General features: G+C 60.9%; 14 protein-coding genes. 5 read left to right on the forward strand and 9 right to left on the reverse strand.

From position 1 onward, the window contains the following. Positions 1-28: 28 nt before the first annotated feature. The 5 genes from phnX to PPUTUW4_RS13100 form a co-directional block, all read right to left on the reverse strand. Positions 29-856, reverse strand: a complete 828-nt coding sequence (gene phnX / locus PPUTUW4_RS13080; protein ID WP_015095080.1) for a phosphonoacetaldehyde hydrolase — start codon at positions 854-856, stop codon at positions 29-31. A 39-nt stretch (positions 857-895) separates the two neighbouring features. Further along, a complete protein-coding gene (locus PPUTUW4_RS13085) occupies positions 896-2,236 on the reverse strand; it encodes an MFS transporter (RefSeq protein ID WP_015095081.1) in 1,341 nt (446 codons plus the stop codon). 271 nt (positions 2,237-2,507) lie between these two features. After that, entirely contained in the window at positions 2,508-3,674 is a 1,167-nt protein-coding gene (locus tag PPUTUW4_RS13090; protein ID WP_015095082.1) for a 2-aminoethylphosphonate--pyruvate transaminase, read from the reverse strand. A 253-nt stretch (positions 3,675-3,927) separates the two neighbouring features. Further along, positions 3,928-5,319, reverse strand: a complete 1,392-nt coding sequence (locus tag PPUTUW4_RS13095; RefSeq protein WP_015095083.1) for an FAD-dependent oxidoreductase — start codon at positions 5,317-5,319, stop codon at positions 3,928-3,930. A 46-nt stretch (positions 5,320-5,365) separates the two neighbouring features. Continuing rightward, complete coding sequence (locus tag PPUTUW4_RS13100) at positions 5,366-5,716, reverse strand: RidA family protein (RefSeq protein WP_007970216.1); 351 nt, start codon at positions 5,714-5,716, stop codon at positions 5,366-5,368. A gap of 122 nt (positions 5,717-5,838) precedes the next feature. Here PPUTUW4_RS13100 and PPUTUW4_RS13105 point away from each other — a divergent pair, with 122 nt between their 5' ends. Together PPUTUW4_RS13105 and PPUTUW4_RS13110 are read left to right on the forward strand one after the other, a co-directional pair. Then, positions 5,839-6,714 (forward strand): LysR substrate-binding domain-containing protein, encoded by an 876-nt coding sequence (locus tag PPUTUW4_RS13105; RefSeq protein ID WP_015095084.1) that lies wholly within the window; start codon positions 5,839-5,841, stop codon positions 6,712-6,714. A 193-nt stretch (positions 6,715-6,907) separates the two neighbouring features. After that, positions 6,908-8,809 (forward strand): potassium transporter Kup, encoded by a 1,902-nt coding sequence (locus PPUTUW4_RS13110; protein ID WP_015095085.1) that lies wholly within the window; start codon positions 6,908-6,910, stop codon positions 8,807-8,809. Between the two features lie 99 nt (positions 8,810-8,908). Here the strand turns inward: PPUTUW4_RS13110 and PPUTUW4_RS13115 are convergent, their stop codons facing one another. Genes PPUTUW4_RS13115 through PPUTUW4_RS13125 form a run of 3 tightly spaced genes read right to left on the reverse strand, consistent with a single transcriptional unit; the run spans position 8,909 to position 13,071 of the window. Then, positions 8,909-11,125 carry a DUF3604 domain-containing protein gene (locus tag PPUTUW4_RS13115; RefSeq protein ID WP_015095086.1) on the reverse strand — a complete coding sequence of 739 codons (2,217 nt, stop codon included), beginning with the start codon at positions 11,123-11,125 and terminating at the stop codon, positions 8,909-8,911. A gap of 39 nt (positions 11,126-11,164) precedes the next feature. Next, positions 11,165-12,163, reverse strand: a complete 999-nt coding sequence (locus PPUTUW4_RS13120; protein ID WP_015095087.1) for a HupE/UreJ family protein — start codon at positions 12,161-12,163, stop codon at positions 11,165-11,167. Further along, a complete protein-coding gene (locus PPUTUW4_RS13125) occupies positions 12,163-13,071 on the reverse strand; it encodes a peptidylprolyl isomerase (protein WP_015095088.1) in 909 nt (302 codons plus the stop codon). Before PPUTUW4_RS13125 ends, PPUTUW4_RS13120 begins: the two co-directional genes overlap by 1 nt. A gap of 183 nt (positions 13,072-13,254) precedes the next feature. On the opposite strand from PPUTUW4_RS13125, the gene PPUTUW4_RS13130 reads away from it, so the two are divergent. Next, entirely contained in the window at positions 13,255-13,593 is a 339-nt protein-coding gene (locus PPUTUW4_RS13130; protein ID WP_015095089.1) for a hypothetical protein, read from the forward strand. Positions 13,594-13,671: 78 nt separating this feature from the next. Here the strand turns inward: PPUTUW4_RS13130 and PPUTUW4_RS13135 are convergent, their stop codons facing one another. Further along, positions 13,672-14,703 carry an AraC family transcriptional regulator gene (locus PPUTUW4_RS13135; protein WP_015095090.1) on the reverse strand — a complete coding sequence of 344 codons (1,032 nt, stop codon included), beginning with the start codon at positions 14,701-14,703 and terminating at the stop codon, positions 13,672-13,674. 128 nt (positions 14,704-14,831) lie between these two features. Here PPUTUW4_RS13135 and PPUTUW4_RS13140 point away from each other — a divergent pair, with 128 nt between their 5' ends. Both PPUTUW4_RS13140 and PPUTUW4_RS13145 read left to right on the forward strand, forming a co-directional pair. Further along, positions 14,832-16,460: a 3-(methylthio)propionyl-CoA ligase gene (locus tag PPUTUW4_RS13140; RefSeq protein ID WP_015095091.1), complete on the forward strand. Its 1,629-nt coding sequence runs from the start codon at positions 14,832-14,834 to the stop codon at positions 16,458-16,460. Between the two features lie 37 nt (positions 16,461-16,497). Continuing rightward, complete coding sequence (locus PPUTUW4_RS13145; protein WP_015095092.1) at positions 16,498-19,158, forward strand: LuxR C-terminal-related transcriptional regulator; 2,661 nt, start codon at positions 16,498-16,500, stop codon at positions 19,156-19,158. Positions 19,159-19,213 lie beyond the last annotated feature (55 nt).

Below are 19,213 nucleotides of genomic sequence, written 5' to 3' on the forward strand. Positions count from 1 at the left end.
CACTGTCAGGTGCACAAGCCGTGCAGGGTCAGGAACCCTGAGGGGTTTCGCCACGAGCCAGGCGTGCATTGATGTCTTCAATGACGGCCGGTAGATCGACGATGGTGTCGATCAGGTAGTGCGGGCGCGAACCTTCGAACATCCTGGTGATGCGGGCGCGCTCTTCGGCCAGCTTGTCCGAAGGCAAGTCCCTGAACTGGTCATAGGTCAGCCCCAGTGCGTTGCCGGAGCAGGTCAATGCGACCGTCCACATGCCGGCACTGCGGCCTTCAAGGATGCCTGGCCAGGTGTCGTCGACCTTGACGCAAGCGGCTACATCACTGATGCCCAGAGCGATCACGTTGGCCAGGGCCTGGGCCGGGTGCGGACGGCCATTGGGTACTTCGTCAGTGGCCACGACGTGGTCGGCGACGTAGCCGTTCTTGCGCGCCAGCTCGACGACTTTCTCCATGACCACGGCCGGGTAACCGGAGCACGAGCCGATTTTCAGGCCCTTGTCGCGCAAGGCATCGATCGTATCCAGGGCCCCTGGAATCAGCGCCGAGTGCAGGGCGATCTTTTCGATCTGCAAGGGCATGAAGCGCTCATAAAGGGCGGTGACATCGTCATCTGTCGGCAGGCGTCCGAAGGCTGCCTGGTAACGTTCCGCGATCTGCGGCTCGTTGCACAGAGTGCGGATGTGGTCCCACTTGCCCATGCCCATCGGGCCCCGGGCTTCTGCCAGGGAGACCGCTACGCCAAACTCGGCGAAGGCTTCGACAAAAATCTGCGTGGGTGCAAAGGAACCGAAATCAACGACGGTGCCCGCCCAGTCCAGAACCACGGCTTGCAATTGGGAAGGTTGTTTGTATTGCATGATGATTGCTCCAGGGAAAGGTGAGTGGGTAGTACGAATTCAGGGCGTGGTGCCGACAATGACCGGTTGCACCGGGGTCGATACCAACAGCGGGTTTTCCAGTGTTTTCGGCCGGCTGTTCCAGAAGGGCACCAGCATCAGGCTGGCCAGGAGTGCGGCGCCGGTGAACACCAGGAACACGGTGATGGTGTCGAAGTAACCCGGCAGCAGGCCGCCAAGGACCGCACCGACCGAACCACAGCCGTTGACGAAGCCTGCGGCGGAGGCAGCCCCGTCCTTGCTGCCGAAGTCGATGGCCGCCGAGCCGCTGATCATCGAGTCCGGCCCGTAAAGCGTCAGGCCCATCATGAACAGCAGGCCGACCACCATGTACAGACTGCCGCTTTGCATGGCGGGAACGAACAGTCCCAGGCAGACAGTGAGGACCACCAGGCTGAGCACGCAGGCCGGTATGCGGCGAGCGCCGAAGTATTTGTCTGATGCGATACCGATGAGGATGGGGCCTACCAGACCTGCCAGTTCAAACGAGGTGGGGACGATGGCAGAGGCAACCTTGCCGATCTCGGGCATACGTTCGTAGATGATCACCGGGCCCCACAGCAGGATGGCGTAGCGCGCGGGCTTGAGCATGAAATAGGCCAGGCCGAGAATCAGGACGGTGCGATTTTTCATCACGGTCCGTAAGCCGGCCCACATGCTTTCGCGGGGAACCACGACGCCGCTGACGGGTTCGATCTCGATTTCGACAGCAGGCAGGCCCACGTCTTCCGGACGGTTGCGCTGCAGGAAATAGAACAACACCGCCACCACCAGCACGACAACGGCACTGCTGATGAACGCGATGCGCCAGTCGTGATAGGCCTGATAAGCCCACCAGCCGGCAAACGGCGTGGCTACCAGACCGCCGAAGGCGTAGCAGGTGCACCAGTAACCCAGTACACGGCCACGTTCGCCAGTGCTGAAGAAACTGCCGACGTTCTTGCACAGGCCTGACCAACCGGTGGACTGCGCAAGCCCCTGTACCAACATGCAGGAGACGAAAATCGGCAAGGTGGCATAGGTGCCCATGAGCAGCGCCGCCAGGGCCGAGATGACCAGGCCGCTGAGTACCACGACCCTCGGCCCGAAGCGGTCAGCGAAATTGCCCCAGAGGAACTGACCCACGGCATAGGCGATCAGGTAGAGGGCGTCGAGATTGGCCATCATGGACTTTTCAAGTACGAAGTTCGGGTCTTCGCCAATACCCAGCTTGGCGACAGAGAAAGCTTTGCGGGTGAAGTAGAAGGCGGCATACGCCACCCAGGTGATCAGGAAAATCTGCACGCGCCAACGCTGGAGGGATTTCCAGCCGGTTGCGAGAGGGCTTGTCGTGTTGTTCATGGTGTACTGATCCCGTATGTGGTGCCAGACAGCGCAAATTGGTCGGTTTTTGTTTTGTTTTCGGTGCACAAGTCTGTCCATTCGCACGACATCGATTGATGAACGTGCCAATGGCATCAGGCTTTGATTCATGAATTACGCGATCGCTGACTCCTGCCCGGCGCTGCCGAGCGGTACGTCATCGAATCCATGGTTTAAAAAAAGATCCCTGCCCAAAGGTGCTACCCATTGCACCTTCGCTCGAATCGGCAGAGACCTTGAAAAGGGTCGATCAGGCCGCGGGCTTGAGCATGTCCACGTCCATGGCGACCAGGCTGTCCGCGATTGCGCGGAGCAACTGGTGGACGATGTATTCGTCGATCTGGCCGATGCAGCCGATGCGGAAACTCTCGGCAACGGTCAACTTGCCGGGGTAGATGATGAACTGGCGGGCCTTGAGTTCTTCGTAGAAGCGCGTGAAATCGAAGTTGGGATGTTCAGGGCTGAAGAACGTGGTGATGATCGGCGACAGCCAACGGTCTTCCAGCAGCGTCTTGAAACCCAGTTCGCGCATGCCGGCAACCAGCACGTCGCGGTTGCGGGTGTAGCGCGCCAGTCGACCCTGCACGCCACCTTCGTCGCTGTGCTGTTCCAGTGCCTTGTGGAACGCCACCACACTGTGGGTCGGCGGTGTGAAGCGCCATTGGCCGGTGCGTTCCATGTAGGCCCATTGCTCGAAGAGATCGAGGGACAGCGAGTTGGCGCGGCCTTTGGCGGCTTCCAGCACGGAGCGGCGGATGATCACGAAACCGAAGCCTGGGATACCCTCGATGCATTTGTTGGCGGAGGACACCACCACGTCGAAGGCTATTTCATTCACCGTCAGCGGCACGGCACCGAAGGAACTCATGGCATCGATGATCAGGCTCTTGCCGTGGGCCTTCACGACATCGGCGATTTCACGCAGCGGGTTGAGGATCCCGGAACTGGTTTCGCAATGGACGACGAAGACGTTGGTGACGTCAGGGTTGGCCTTGAGCAGGGCGTCCACTTCTTCGGGCTGGGGCGGCAGATAATCGCCCTTGTCCAGGGTAATGAACGCGCGACCGAGGTACTCAAGGGTCTTGGTGGCGCGCTGACCGTAGGCGCCGTTCATCAGCACCAGGGCTTTACCGTCACGCGGGATGGCGGTGGCCAAGGCGGCCTCGACCGAGTAGCTGCCGCTGCCTTGCAATGGCACGCAGGCGAAGCTGTCATCCTCTACGCCGGCCATGCCCAGCAGTTTCTGGCGAACTTCAGCGGTGACCTGATTGAAGGCACCGTCCCATGATCCCCAGTCGCGCAGCATGGCTTCCTTGGTGGCCTTGGAAGTGGTCAGCGGGCCTGGGGTCAGCAGGTAGGGTTCACCCAGGGCTGGGGTTGCCAGTGGCTGGGTAGTCGGGAATTCGGCTTTGGTCATGATCTTCTCCGGCGGTGTTGTTTTTGTGGGGAGTGATGCATGGGTTGATAAAAACATTTGGCAAGAAATAACTGAAATCGATTTATCACATGTCACAAACAAGCTGAGCTTATAAGTGGAAATGCACTTGGCCGGAGCACGCGCCGTTCGCTGCCCGCATGAATTGACAGCAAGCGGATAACCCCCGCGCGGTGAATGACCGGGCGGGGTTTTCTGTTGGTCGGATTGAAATTTCCCTTGGAGGGCGAGGCGACTATCCCTTGTCCGCCTTGCCGGCGGCCGCCGCGAATTTCGCCAGGCGCACGTCAAGTCGACGGGGAGGTCGGTTGTGGTCTTCAGCATGCTCCTTGCGGCGAATGGCGTTACGCACCATCAATGAACCCAGGTAGCGGACCGGCTCCGGCGGGAAATGGCCAAGCGGACCTTGCACCAGCGGCGAGCGCGTCCAGGGGTTGTCCACCCCGAGCACCAGTGACGACAGGATCTGCCCACCCATATGGCACGGACCCACGCCGCTGCCGGAATAGCCGAAGCCATAGAAGACGTTGCCGCTCGCGCCCATGCGGCCGAAGAAAGGCAGGCCGGTGACCGAACGATCGGAGGGGCCGTTCCAGGTAGCGGCGATACCGACGTCGGCAAAATCCGGAAAGAACTCCGTCAGCGTGTTGCGCAACAGCCCTGCGTAGGGCGATGGCTGGTCGAACACCGGCAGGATACGACCGCCGTAGGCAAAGGTGTTCCCCCCTTTGCCGAGCATGATCCGGCCGTCCGGGGTGTTGTGGTAGTAGTGCACGAAAATCCGCGAGTCGAGCACGGTGACCCCGCTGGTCAGGCCGATCCGCTCGAGCAAGTCCGGTCGCGGCTCGGTGATGATCATGTCGCTGGAGACAATGGCCACCGAACGCGAGAACTGTGGAAAGGCGCGGGCCATCCAGGCGTTCATCGCCAGCACGACCCGGTCGCAGGTCACTTTGCCGTTCGGCGTATTGACGCTGGCGGGCATGCCTTCTTCCAGGCTGGTCATCGGCGTGCCCTCGAAAATCCGTACGCCCAGTTCCAGTGCCACCCGGCGCAGCCCGCGGACCAGCTTGCCCGGTTGCACACTGGCAGCCGCCGGCGAGAACCAGCCCTCGATGTGCCGGGCCGAGCCGGCCATGCGTTGCACGTCAGGTAGTGCACGTTTGGCGAAAGAGTTGATGCCATGGCGCTCCAGTGCCGCGATTACCCCGTCGGTCGAGCCGACCTGGGCGCGGTTGGTCGCCGTGTAGAGCGTGCCGTCGAGACGGTAATCGGCATCTACCGCGTACTTTTCGCAGAAGGTGCCGATGGCGTAGATGCTTTGCTCCGATTCCTTGACCAGGCGTATCGCCTCCTTGACGCCGAACAAGCGCTCCAGGGTGAAGTACTTGGCCGACCATGACAGCGCGCATCCGCCATTGCGCCCACTGGCACCGGCACCGCAGATGTCGGCTTCGACGATGACAACGTCCAGCTCGGGATTCTGTTCCTTGAGCATGATGGCGGTCCACAGACCGGTGTAGCCACCGCCGACGATGCAGACGTCGGCGCGGGTGTTCTGTTGCAGCGCAGGGCAGGGCGCAGCGGCTTGATTTTTCAGGGCCTGGTCCAGCCAGTAGGGGCGCATGGGGTCATCTCCGTTGGATCGGTTCGAGGCAGGGTTGAGGGCGCAATCAGCCGCACGCGGCGACCACGATCATTTCCACGCGCCAACCGGGGTCGATCAGCTGCGCCAGGGTGCAAGCGCGTGCAGGGGCATGGCCTTCGGGGAAAAACTCATCCCAGACCCGGTTCAGCCCTTCATAGTCTTCGCGATGGGCGAGCAGGATGCGCACCGAAAGCACCCGCTCGCGGTGGCTGCCGGCACTGAGCAAAAGCTGCTCGATAGCGGCCAACACCTCGCGGGTCTGCGCCTGGATATCACCCTGCAGGTCCGTGGCAACCTGGCCACCGATATAGAGATGGTTGTCGTACCGGACCATGTCCGAACGGCGTTTTGTCGCAGCGAAACGTTCAATTTCCATAGGGCATTCCTGAAGGGATACGAGGGCGGCACTTGTGAGAATCATGCTTGCAGTTCATTGTTTATAAATAAAATCGATTTATCGTATGAACGAATAAGTTGAACCTATAGCAAGGTGTGCCGATGACGATTTCCCATACCCAACTCAAGGCGTTTCACGCCGTCGCCATGAATGGCAGCTTCACCCGGGCGGCCGAGCAACTGTGCCTGTCGCAACCTGCGGTATCCGACCAGGTGCGCAAGCTCGAGGACTATTACGGGGTAATGGTGTTCTACCGCGACAAGCGCCTGGTACGCCTGACAGAGGTGGGCGAGCGGCTGTTCGGCCTGACCCAGCGCCTGTTCGATATCAGTGTCGATGCCCACGACATGCTGACGGACTACCGCACCCTGTCGACCGGAACCCTGAACCTTGCCGTGGATGCACCGGTGCACGTCCTGCCTTATGTCTCACGCTTCTGCAGCCGTTACCCCGGTATCGATGTGAAGATTGAAACCGCCAATACCGATGAGGTCCTGCAGCGGTTGTTCAGCCACCAGGCCGACATCGCTTTGCTGGGGCGCAACATCGAAGACGACCGCTTGATGTCGCTGCATCTGCGCAGCGATCCCATGCTCGCTTTCGTCGCCCAGGACCATCCCTGGGCACAACGAGATTCCATCTGCCTGGCCGACCTGCACGACACGCCCATGGTCTTGCGCGAACAGGGCTCGGTCACGCGCTTATCGCTGGAAGAGGAGATGGCTGCGGCGGGTTTGCACATCCGCAAGGCCATCGAAGTGGAGGGGCGTGAAGCCGCGCGCGAGGCGGTGGCGATCGGCATGGGCGTCGGGGTCGTCTCGGCCGCCGAACTGGGCTCGGATTCACGGGTTCGCGGCTTGCCGATCGTTGACTGTCAGCGGCACTTCACCGAGACCTTGGTGTGCCTGCGCGCACAGAGCTCGCGGCGTATCTTGACGACCTTTCTCGACATGGTTCGAGAAGGCCTGGACGGGTGAGGTTTATCAAAACGTTTGGAGGCTGCCGTATAAATTTTTACGCTTTCTTTACGGTAGGCGGTTTTGCCCCCAACGATACTGGCCGCGAATTTTTAGTCCATCCATGCGTCCGCCTGCATTTCCAATGACGCTGGCCCCGTATTGCCCAAGGATGGCGAGAACTTCCTCCCCCGCAATTTGAGAGAAGCGACCCTTGAGTGAAAATGTAATCAGCGCGCAAACAGATTCCCAATCCAAAACGTCTGGCGCGGGCTTGCTCGTCGCCGCCGTTGGTGTGGTTTACGGGGACATCGGCACCAGCCCCCTCTACACGCTCAAAGAAGTCTTTTCCGGCCACTACGGGGTTCAGGTCAATCACGACGGGGTGCTTGGCATTCTGTCGTTGATCTTCTGGTCGCTGATCTGGGTGGTCTCGATCAAGTACGTGTTGTTCATCCTGCGAGCCGACAATCAGGGCGAAGGCGGCATCATGGCGTTGACGGCGTTAGCCCGCCGCGCGGCAGCACCTTATCCGCACATGAGCAAGGTACTGGTACTGCTCGGTCTGTTTGGCGCGGCACTTTTTTACGGGGACAGCATGATTACCCCGGCTATTTCGGTGCTCTCTGCGGTTGAAGGACTACAGCTGGCGTTTGACGGGATCGAGCACTGGGTTGTGCCCTTGTCAGTGATCGTGCTGGTGGCGCTGTTCTTGATACAAAAACATGGCACGGCTCGAATCGGTATCCTGTTTGGTCCGGTCATGGTGCTGTGGTTTGTGGTGTTGGGCGCGCTTGGCATCTACGGGATTTTGCAGCGCCCGGAAGTGTTGCAAGCTCTCAACCCTGTTTGGGCAGTGCAGTTTTTCGTGGTTCATCCGGGCATCGGTGTGGCGATTCTGGGGGCTGTCGTGTTGGCATTGACCGGTGCTGAAGCACTGTATGCCGACATGGGCCACTTTGGTCGAAAGCCGATTTCTCGTGCATGGTTCATGCTCGTACTGCCCGGTTTGGCGCTCAATTACTTTGGCCAGGGCGCGTTGATCCTGGGAAACCCGGAGGCTGTGCGTAACCCGTTCTATTTGCTGGCGCCAGATTGGGCACTGCTGCCGATGGTCGCGCTCTCCACACTGGCCACCATCATCGCTTCACAAGCGGTGATTTCCGGTGCTTTCTCCCTGACTCGCCAGGCCATTCAGTTGGGTTATATCCCGCGCATGTTTATCCAGCACACCTCCAGTCAGGAGCAGGGGCAGATTTACATCGGCACGGTTAACTGGGCACTGATGGTCGGTGTTGTGCTGCTGGTCATCGGTTTCGAGTCGTCCAGCGCATTGGCCGCAGCCTATGGCGTCGCGGTGACCGGGACCATGCTGATCACAACGATCCTGTCTTCGGCAGTCGTCCTGCTCCTATGGAAAACGCCGCGCTGGCTGGCCATTCCCATGCTGCTCGGCTTCTTGCTCGTAGACAGTCTGTATTTCGCAGCCAATGCGCCGAAGATTTTCCAGGGCGGTGCGTTCCCGGTGATCGCCGGCATTGGTCTGTTCATTTTGATGACAACCTGGAAGCGCGGCAGAAAGATTATCGTCGAGCGGCTGGATGAATCGGCGCTGCCTCTACCGCTGTTCATCAGCAGCATCCGTACGCAACCGCCCCATCGTGTACAAGGCACGGCGGTGTTCCTGACGGCCAGGACCGATGCTGTTCCTCATGCGCTGCTGCACAACCTGCTGCATAACCAGGTTTTGCATGAGCAAGTGGTATTGCTGACAGTAGTGTCTGAAGACAGCCCTCGCGTGAGTGCTGATCGGCGGTTCGAGGTTGAGGCCTATGGTGAAGGGTTCTTCCGGGTCAGTCTGCACTTTGGTTTTATCGAGGAGCCCGATGTGCCCTTGGCGTTGAGTCTCTGTCACTTGACCGAACTGGACTTCAGTCCGATGCGCACGACCTATTTCCTCAGCCGGGAAACGGTGATCCCGACCAAGCGCATCGGTATGGCCCGTTGGCGAGAAAGCCTGTTCGCATTTTTGCTGAAAAATGCCAATAGCAATCTGAAGTACTTCAAGTTGCCATTGAATCGGGTAATTGAACTGGGCACACAGGTTGAGATGTAAAGAGTCATCGGTTGGCTTTTTGGGCCTGCGGTAATGCCTGTCCTTTCGCGTTAATCTGCCAGCACCGATGGATGCAGAACATCGGTGCTGGCCTGCGCGCTACTTGACCGCTTCAACCTCATAATTCACATAACCGAATTCGTTGCTGCGAGCCGCCACGTACTTGCCGTTCTGCTCGAACACCGTGGCCTCGAAGGGCGTGCCGCCGAGTGTTGTCAGCAGGTGCCCGTCCTTGATTTCATACTTGGCCGGTACGCCGAACTGCCCGCCATGCAGCATGTTCAGGTATTCCCCCTCGGCGGGCGCCTTGCCATCGACGCTGGCGACCAGGCGTTGGCCGTCGGTGCCATAGACGATTTCGAATGTCTGGCCAGTGACGGTATTGCGCACCTTGATGGTTTTGCCCACCACGAAGGTTTGCAACTGCTCGTTGGTGAGCGCTTTGGCGCCTTCGGTTTTCAGTTGGTCAATGGTTTTGCCGCCAGCGACAGACTTGCTGTCCTCGGCTGTCGGCGTGTACCAGATCGGTGAGGTCCACGCGCGCTCCTGGACGGTGGGTGAGACGTCGGCCGGTGGCGGTACTTGCAGCTTGGCCGCGTCATAGGTGCTCCAGCGCGGGGTCGGGATCTGTAGCGCGCGGGCGTAGTAGAACGCGTGCTGGGCCGGATCGAAGTCCGGATCGACCCAGACTTTTTTCAGCTCCGTGGCACCGATGGTATTGGTGTAGGTCGCCTTGGAAACATCGACGGTTGAGCCCACCGCAGGGACTTTGCCGGTGACCGGGTCCGGTTGGCGATCACCGGCCCAGGCGACGTCGTAGATCTTCTCGAAGGTCTGGCCGTTTTTGGTCCAGCCCTTGATGATCTGGATTCGGTCGAGGTTGCCATCGTCGGCATCCTTGACCGCCCATACCACGAAGGACGGTGCCTGTTTGCCCAGTTTTGCCGGCAAGTCGCCGCCCATGGGAACGCCCTTGGCATAGGCGGCATGCACCCAGTCTTTTTCGTTCCACAGACTGTTGTCGAAGCCCCAGCCACCAAACATGCGCACGGGGATGCGCACGCCGCTGGTGCCGTAGACCTCTTTACGCTTCATGGCATCGAAGATCGATTCACGGGTGTTTTCTTCCGCCCAGACGCCGGCCAGACCAGAGGTGCTGGTTTGCAGGGCCATCATGCCCGAGTTCTGTTTGCCGGAAAGTCGCGCCGCCGGGGTGCTGTCGGTAAAACCGTGGGAGCCGAAGTTGTTGCTCTGCGAATAGGGAATCACCCCGTTGTGCGAGTCGCTGGCGCCGACCACGCCCATCTTGTACGGGTTGTAGCCGCGGGTTTCCTGCAAGGCCATGCCGTTTTGCCAGGCTTGCCTGATGTAGCTGCCGTTGAGTTTCGAGGTGCTGTTGTCGATGCCGATCAGGAAACTCATGATTTCATAATTGGCAAATTCGTCGGTCGGCGACAGCTCGGGGTGGGTTTCGGAAGTGCCCTTGACCTGGTGAATCTCCGTGAGCGATTCATTGCGCATCCGCGTTTCGGCCCACGCCGCATCGATGGGCCGGCCACGGTCATCGACGTCCACCGGAAACATCAGACCGTTGCTGAGGTTGGCGTTGTGGGAGATCGCCAGTATTTCGTTGCCCTTTTTCCGTTGATCGTCCATCCAGCTCCACAAGTCCTCGGGTTTGCTCGAGTCGAGTGCTGTGAAGGGCAGGTCCGGCACCTTCTTCGAGTCACGGAAAAACACGTTGCGGTGCATGTTCTGATTGTTCGGTGCCGAGGTCCATTCATAGGCGACGAAGGTGGTGAACTTGCCGGGCTTGTAGTACTTGTCGGCGATGGCGATGTTCTGCTGCCAGATGTTGCCGGCCACCTTCGGATCAATCAGCTCCTTGATGGGATTGTTCAAGCTGCCGGCGATCCACTTGAACACCCGGTTGAAATCCTCCGGAGTCTTGGCAATCAGTTTTTGCGCGATGGGCAGTTTGCTGAAGTCTGACTTCGGATCGTTGGCCAGGGCGATCACGCCCACGTACTCCGAATGATCGGTTACGCCATGGAAATCCAGCGGACGGCCTTTGAGCTGCACTTCAAACCCCATCGGATGCTTGACCGGCATGCCAAGCGAGTATTGGTAGGCCTGCTCGGGATCGACCTGGTGGTTGCCGATCAGGTAGGCATCGATCGACCAGGAGCTGTGCGAGTGCGTCTGGCCAAAGTAAACCTCGCGGTCCGGATTGCCCTCTGCCAATGCCAATGAGCTGACAGTGAGCACGGCGCAACCGAGCAGTGACGGCGCGGTGAAGTGTGTAGGGGTTTTCATATTCCACGTCTCCGGAATACGGCAGTGACAGGGTGAAGTTCAGGCCCAGAAACTCGAGACTCGTTCGAAAAACCAGAAGGCCGCCAGTGTTCCCAAACCGTAGGCCGCAATCGGTCGGGCATACAGGAGCGCGGACCGTGGCAGCCGACATCGCAGCAACAGCGCTCGCAGGCACAGCACGGCGGCGACGAACATCAACTGGCCGATTTCGACGCCGACATTGAAAGTGAACAGCGCCAGCGGCAGGTCGCGCTGGGGCAAGCCGATTTGCGCCAGCGCACCGGCAAAACCAAAGCCGTGCAACAGGCCAAAACAGAACGCCACCACCCATGGCCATTGGATTGTGAAGCTGACGTCGCCACGGTTCTTGCGGGTGATTTCCACCGCCAGCAACAGGATGCTCAGGGCAATCGTCGCCTCCACAGGCGGGCCGGGAAGCTGCACCGCCCCCAATGCGGCGAGCGCCAGGGTGATGGAGTGGGCGAGGGTGAACGCGGTTATGGTCTTCACCAGCATCCAGCCATTGCCCACCAGCAGCAGGAGACCGAAGACGAACAGCAAGTGATCGAAGCCCCCGAGGATGTGCTGGATGCCATGGACCAGAAACGCACCGGCCACCGAGAACATTCCCGGCGTGGCAGCGATTTCCATCCAGGGTTGCGCGGGGTGGACGAGGGTGGTGGTCAGGCTGCCGTCCAGGCGCGAGACACGCACCAGCACATCGGTGATGCTCGCTTGCAGACCGACAAACTCGATGCGCTGCCCGACCAGGCCGGCGGAACCGGCTTCAATGACCCGGCGTTCGATCAGCGAATCGTTCAGTTGGCTTTCCACCGGGTCAACGACAGTGCGCACACCTTCGGCAAACCGCAGCGCAATCGGCAAGCGCATGCCTGACAGCACCGGCGTGCGCCACAGTACGTCATAGCGCCCAGCGGCCGTTTCGTTGAGTTCCAGATAAGCAGGGCGGGACTCATGGGCCATCGCGCTCAGCGCCATGAACCCGAGCAGCAACAGCAGCCAGACCCTGCGCCTCATCACGGCCGCTCCGTTGGTATGGCGGCAAGGTCAGCGGCGGCAGCAGGCATCATCACCATGACTTCATAGCGTGCTTTGAGCGCATCGAAATTCGCCCGTTTCGATTCGCTGCGTTGCTCGGACAACCAATCGGACTTGACCTGCTGGGCCACGGTTTCGAAAGGCGGTGCCGGTGGCTTGGCCAGCGTGTCGATCCACACCAGATGCCAGCCAAAACCTGACTCCACAGGGCCCACCCAACTACCCGGCGTTTGTTGGAACAACGAAAGGGCGAACTTAGAACCAAAGACCCGCGCCACTTGATCCTGTGATTGCTCTGTGTAGGCGCTTTCAAACACGAAGGCATCGCCTTCACCGCTGTTCCTGTCAGTCAGCCCTCTTAGCGCGGCTTGAGCCTGGGCCTGCGCATCCGCACCGCGTTTGTCCAGGGCGAAAAACACATGATGGAAGGTCGCCAGAGGGGGCGGGGCATATTGGTCCTGATGCCGGTTGTACCAGGCTTCAAGTACACCGGGTGCCGGTTCGCGAAGTGAGGCGACATCTTCGGCGAGGAAATCCATTTTTTGCGCCAGTCGGCGGCGAATGATGGTGTCGTCTTTGTCCAGGCCAAGTTTCAGTGCTTCGCGATAGAGGATTTCCTCTTTCACATAGTCATCAATCAGGGCCTGCAACTGTTGCTCCGAGGCCGGGCGTTGCCATCGTGCCAGCCAGGAAATCGCGAGCCGCTGAACAACTTCAGGGGTAATTTCGATGCGTTGCGGATCTTGATTGACCGTTGAAGGGTGCAAACCTCCGTACAGTACGAAGAGTGCAAAACCGGCAACTAAGAAGTGCAGTAACGGCTGGCGCAGGCATCGCTTGATTAACGAAAGTCGAGATTCTTTCGCTTCGCAGACGCTCAAGTTCATGACTTATTGCCCCACGCTATACTCGAATGGTTTTCGAAACAGAGTGGAGTATTGCTGCTGGGCCGGAACTTTCCACTGAGGTTAATCACGATAAGCACTAAGCATTAGTCGCAATCGGATTAACCGATCTTCCGCACCCGTGCAGTCTTGCGCCGATACAGCCCGGGACGGAGCGTGCAAGTCATGAGAGGACTGCTGGTTTTCGCCGCGATCATCGAGGCCGCCACTGGCGTGGCGCTGATACTTGTCCCATCACTGGTCGGGCAACTTTTGCTTGGCATTGAACTGACGGGCGTCATCGTCCGCGTGGCCGGGATCGCCCTCATTGCCCTGGCGGTCGCCTGCTGGCCCGGCCCCCCGTTGCTCGGCATGTTGATCTATAACGCAGCCGTTGCGCTTTATCTCGCCTACGTTGGCTACTCGGGAGAATCGAGTGGGGTTCTCCTGTGGCCAGTGGTGATCTTGCACGCCGTCATGACGGTACTGTTGATTTGGGCAATGACCAGGAAAACCACCCTTTGAGTCCCATCATTATTGGCCCCATCGCGTTCGCCTGCCTGTTCCGGCCGCGCTGGTACACAGCGGCAATCCAACGGCCGCCTAAGGCGAAATGAACCGCGGGTTCGTGCCCGCAGCCTGCGCCCGGTAGGCTTTGGGCGCGCAGCCCTGGGCGTTGTGGAAAAAGCGGCTGAACGCACTCAGGCTGGAAAAACCCAGCACTTCGGCGATCTGTGAAAGCTTCAAGTCGGTCTGGCTCAGGTACTTGCGGGCCAGGTCCAGCTTGGTCTGCTGCTTGATGGCCTGGAAGGTGGTGCCGCTGCCGGCCAGCCTGCGTTGCAGGGTGCGGCGGCTCTGCAGCTGATTGAGGGCGACGGCGTCCAGGGGCGCGCCACTGCTGGAAAGCAGTTTGCGCACCGAGTCTTCGGTTGCCGAGGCCGGGCTGCGGTTGCGTCGCTGTTGGTTTTCCCGCTGGTAGTCAAGCAGGGCGGGGCGGGAGAAGGGCTGTTGCTCGCTCAGTGGATGTGCCAGCACCTGGTGGCTGAGCAGCATGCCGTTGCACTCCTGATTGAAGAACAGGTTCTGGCCGAACACCCGTGTGTAGCTGGCGCGGCTATGGGGTTCCCGGCAACGCAGCATCACGCGTTCGGGCGACCACTGCGGATACAGCGCGCTGCGCAGTTTGCGCGCGAGCAGGGCCAGGCCCAGGTGGACGGACTGGGTTTCGTCGATTCCGGCCGTCGCGGTCACTTCGTAGTGCACGGTCATTCCCAGTGCGTGTTGCTCCAGATGCACCAGAGCACCGGACATCAGCACGTGGAAGTAACGTGACAGGCGTTCGAGCCAGTCGCCCACCGTGGTCGCTTCGCTGACGATGTCGAGCAGCGCACTGCCCAATACGCCCATCCCTTGCTTCTGTGCCAGCAGCAATCCGAAGTCCTCGCGACCGGTTTCCCGGGCGGCGAGGTCGAGAAAATGCACCACCTTTGGTACCGGCAGGAGGAAGTCCAGCTGGTCCAGCGACTGCGGGGCAATCGAAGCCCCATGGGCCACTCGCCAGGGGTCGCCGTGCAGATCGGCGATCAGTTCGCGGGCACCGTACAGGCACATGCTGCGAATGAGATGAGTGTCCATGGCACGCGCCTTTGTGGATGAATGGCGCGAAGTATCAAATGATTGGCACGTTTTATCAAATAAATGCCCGGAGCCTGCGCAGAATACAACCGCCCGAACCTTACAAAAACCACAACGGAGCGATTGCCATGCTGGGTCTGATGCAGGATCACCCCTTACTCATTTCTTCGGTACTGGAGCATGCGCTGTGCTCGCACCCCCAGGTCGAGATAGCCTCGCGCCTGCAGGACGGCACGGTGCATCACTGCACGTACGCCGACATCGGCCGGCGTGCCAGACAACTGGCCAATGCTCTCACGAACCTCGGTGTGCAGCCCGGCGAGCGGGTCGGCACCCTGGCCTGGAACGGCTACCGGCACATGGAAATGTTCTATGGCGTCTCGGGCATGGGCGCGGTGCTGCACACCATAAACCCGCGGCTGTTTGCCGAGCAGATCGAGTTCATCGCCAACCATGCCGAAGACCAGTACCTGTTTTTCGACCTGTCGTTCGCTGCCCTGATCGAGCAGCTTGCGCCACGACTGACCACGGTCAAGGCGTTCGTCGCCCTGGCCGAACGCAGCCAGATGCCGCCCATCGTCGTGCCCAACCTGCTGTGCTACGAAGACCTGATCGGCGATGAACCCGAGACCTTCGCCTGGCCCTGCCTGGATGAGCGCGTGGCGGCCTCCCTGTGCTACACCTCGGGCACCACCGGAAATCCGAAAGGGGTGTTGTACTCCCATCGCTCGACCTTGCTGCATTCGATGGCCACCTGCACGTCGGACGGGTTCAACCTGTCCTCGGCCGATACGGCGCTGCTGGTGGTGCCCATGTTCCACGTCAACGCCTGGGGCATGCCCTATTCGGCGGCGATGTGCGGGGCGCGCCTGGTCCTGCCCGGCGCGGACCTCGACGGGGCCAGCCTGTATGATTTGATGCAGCGCGAAAGAGTCACCCTGGCCCTGGGCGTGCCCACGGTGTGGATGAGCCTGCAACAGCATGTGCAAAACGCCGGGCTGATGCCGACCGCGGACCTGTGCCTGAACCGGGTCGTGATGGGTGGGGCTGCGGCGCCGCGCAGCCTGGTGCAAACCTTCGAGACGCGCTTTGGCGCCCGGGTGCTGCAAGCCTGGGGGATGACCGAGATGTCACCTTTGGGCACGGTTTGCAATGCCTTGCCCAAGCACCGCGACGCCTCGCTCGACGAGCGCATCGACCTGCAGGCCAAGCAGGGCCGGGTGTTGTTCGGGGTCAGGATCAAAATCGTCGATGCAGACGGTGCCGAACTGCCCCGTGACGGCAAGGCGTCCGGCCATTTGCGGGTCAAGGGGCCGTGGATCGCCAGCCAGTATTACCGGGGCGAGGGCGGGGACTTGCTGGATGAACAGGGTTGGCTGGTCACGGGCGATATCGCAACCATCGACCCGGATGGCTACATGCAGATCACCGATCGGGCCAAGGATGTGATCAAGTCCGGCGGCGAATGGATTTCCTCCATTGACCTGGAAAACGCCGCCTGTGGTCACCCGGCGGTGGCGCAAGCGGCGGTCATCGGCGTGCCCCACCCCAAATGGCAGGAACGGCCTCTGCTGGTGGTGGTGCTCAAGCAGGGCATGTTGGCGACGCGGGACGAGTTGCTCGGTTTTTTACAGAACCACGTGGCCAAGTGGTGGCTGCCCGACGCGGTGGCATTCGTCGACGCACTGCCCTATACCGCAACGGGTAAAGTGCAAAAAATGAAATTGCGCGAACAGTTCCGGGACTATCGTTTATAACCAGCGCTACTTTGTACCCCAGTCCAAAGGGCCCCCCATGGATCGCATTGCACCGGAACTGGTCCTCAAGACCACGCCACCGCGAAGTCAGAAAACCGCTCACATGCGTGAGCGGCTGAGCATCGACTCTGCGGCCCTGGCGGACAAGATGGCCATTGCCGTGCAAGGCCCGGCGGGGTTCGGCAAGACATTTCTGCTGGCCCAATGGCGCCGGGAGTTTCTTTCCCGTGGGGCGGTGGTGGCCTGGTTGACGCTCGATGAGCATGACGATGGCGTGCGATTCGCCCGGGGGCTGGCCGCGGCCATGGCCGTGGGCAGCGGCCGGGCAGCGTTTGCCGGTTTCCTGGAGCGCATGCCCGGGCCCCGGCGCGACGAGCTGGAGGGGCTGACCGACTGGCTGGCCGAGGTCGCGGACCTGGGCGGCGAAATCGTGCTGATGCTCGACGAAGTCGACCGGCTGCCCGAAGCCACCGTACGGCATTGCCTGGCCTACCTGCTGCACAATGCTCCGGCCAACCTGCGCATCATCATGGCCTCGCGCGGGCGCTTGAACCTGCAGGTGGCCGACCTGCAAGCCCGCGGCTTCTATGTCGCCATCGGCACGGACGCCTTGCGCCTGCGGGTGGACGAAACCGTGGCGATCCTCAGCAGCCGCTTTGGCCTTCGTATCGATCCGGACCTGTGCGTACGCTTGCACGAAGCCACCGAGGGCTGGTCACTGGGCCTGCAACTGGCGATCGCTTCCATCGAAAAAAGCCCGAGCGTGGTCGCGGCGGTCGAAGAGCTGTCGGCAGGGACCGGTGATATACGACGCTATTTCGTCGACACCCTGATCGCCCACCTGCCCGCCGAACAGATTGAATTTCTGATCAGCATTGCGCTGCTGGAGATGTTGCATCCGTCACTGTGCATCGCCTTGACCGGCGACGATCAGGCCGGCTTGCGCTTGCAGGAGCTGTGCGTGGCGACGCCGATTTTTGTCGAAAGCGTGGACAGTGAGTGGGTGCGTATCCACCCGCTGGCCCGGGAGTTCCTGCTCGGGCGCTTTGCCACTCTGCCCGAGACCCGACGCCTGGACCTGCATGAGCGGGCGGCCAGCTGGCTCGAGGCCCATGAATTCCTGGAGCAGGCGGCTCGTCATTATCTGTTGGCCGGACGCACCCGCCAGGCGTATCAGATGATCGAGCAATGCCTGTACGAAATCATGTTGCGCGGGCAGTTCAGCCGGGTCCTGGAATGGGTCGAGGAACTGCCGGCGCAGGAGGTCGAATCGCGCTCGCGCATGTGCCTGGCGGCCGCCTGGTCCCTGGCCATGAGCGATCGGCATGAGGAAGCGGTGCGCTTGGTCGCCGGTCTCCGGCAGGACCCGGCATCCGATGACAGCACACGCTGCGAGGCGGACATGATCCTTGCCACGGCCGCCTATTTTGCCGACCGGCCGGACGAGACGTTGACGCTGTTGACCCCTTGGCTGGACGCCTTGCCGACGGGCGAGATCAAGTTGCAGGCCGTGGTCGCCAACCATATCTCGCGGCTGGCACTGTTCCAGGGCCAGCCGGAAAAAGCCCGGCGGATCTTTCAGCGGGCCCCCTTGTATGCCTGGAGTTCCGGCCTGGATGCGATTCGCGGTCTGGGCGAATGGGTCGTGGGCCTCAGCTACCTGTCCGAAGGCCGCCTGGTGCCGGCCGAAAGGGCATTGCGCGACAGCCTGGCACGCGCCGAGCAGGATATCGGTCGACGCAGCCCGGTGGCGGTGATGCTGGCCAGCGGGCTGGCCACGGTGTTGCTCGAGAGCGATCAGGTGCAAGAAGCGGCCACGGTACTGGCCAACCGTCTGGACGTGGTCGAGCGTCTGGCTTCTCCGGATGCGATTGTATTGGGCTTTATCACCGCCTCTCGCCTGGCGTTCCTGCAGGGCCAGGGCCATCGTGGTTATGACCTGCTCGAGGCGCTGTTCGTGCTCGGCGAAGAGCGCGGCATTGCGCGTTTCTGCATTGCAGCCCTGGCCGAGCAGATTCGCCTGCACGCGCTGCAAGGCCGGGCCGATACCTGCCTGGCATTGGGGCGCCGGCTCGATGCCCAGGTGCCGCAGGTCGCGCGTGAACAAACCGGCTTGCTCGGGCCGGAACTGGCCTTGATGGTGATGCTGGCCAAGGCCTATATCGCCCATGTGCAACGTGACTGGCAAGGGATGCTGGGGCTGTTGGAGCGTGCCGGCGAAACAGCCGAGCACATTCGTCGCGGCCGTGAAATCGTGCAGATCAAACTGCTCAAGGCATTGGCGCTCCACGAGTCGAGCGGCAACGGCCTGGCCTGCCTGCATGAAGCGATCAGCCTGGCCGAGGAAAACGGCCTGCGGCGAATTGTCGAAGACACCCACCCGCAATTGCTCAAATGGGTGCGCAAGATCCGGCACGAGGTACCTCCGACCGCTGCGCAAGGCACACCACCACCCGCGCCGGCGCCACTGGCGACCAGCACGGTGTCGCCCAGCCGGTTGCTGACACCCAAGGAGCGCGAAGTCTTGCAATTGCTCGCACGTAACCTGTCGAACAAGCAGATTGCCCTGGCGCTGAATGTCGGCGAAGAAACCGTGAAATGGCATTTGAAGAACCTGTTCGGCAAGTTCCAGGCCGGCACCCGCAAGCATGTGGTGGATCGTGCCTACATGCTTGGCATCCTCGATCCTGCGGGCTGAAACCTGGGCCTTCTGCTCGCGCATTATTTCCGAGCCGCAACGGCTAATGCTGCTC

Origin of the sequence: Pseudomonas sp. UW4 (assembly GCF_000316175.1) — a bacterium.
GTDB lineage: Bacteria > Pseudomonadota > Gammaproteobacteria > Pseudomonadales > Pseudomonadaceae > Aquipseudomonas > Aquipseudomonas laurylsulfatiphila.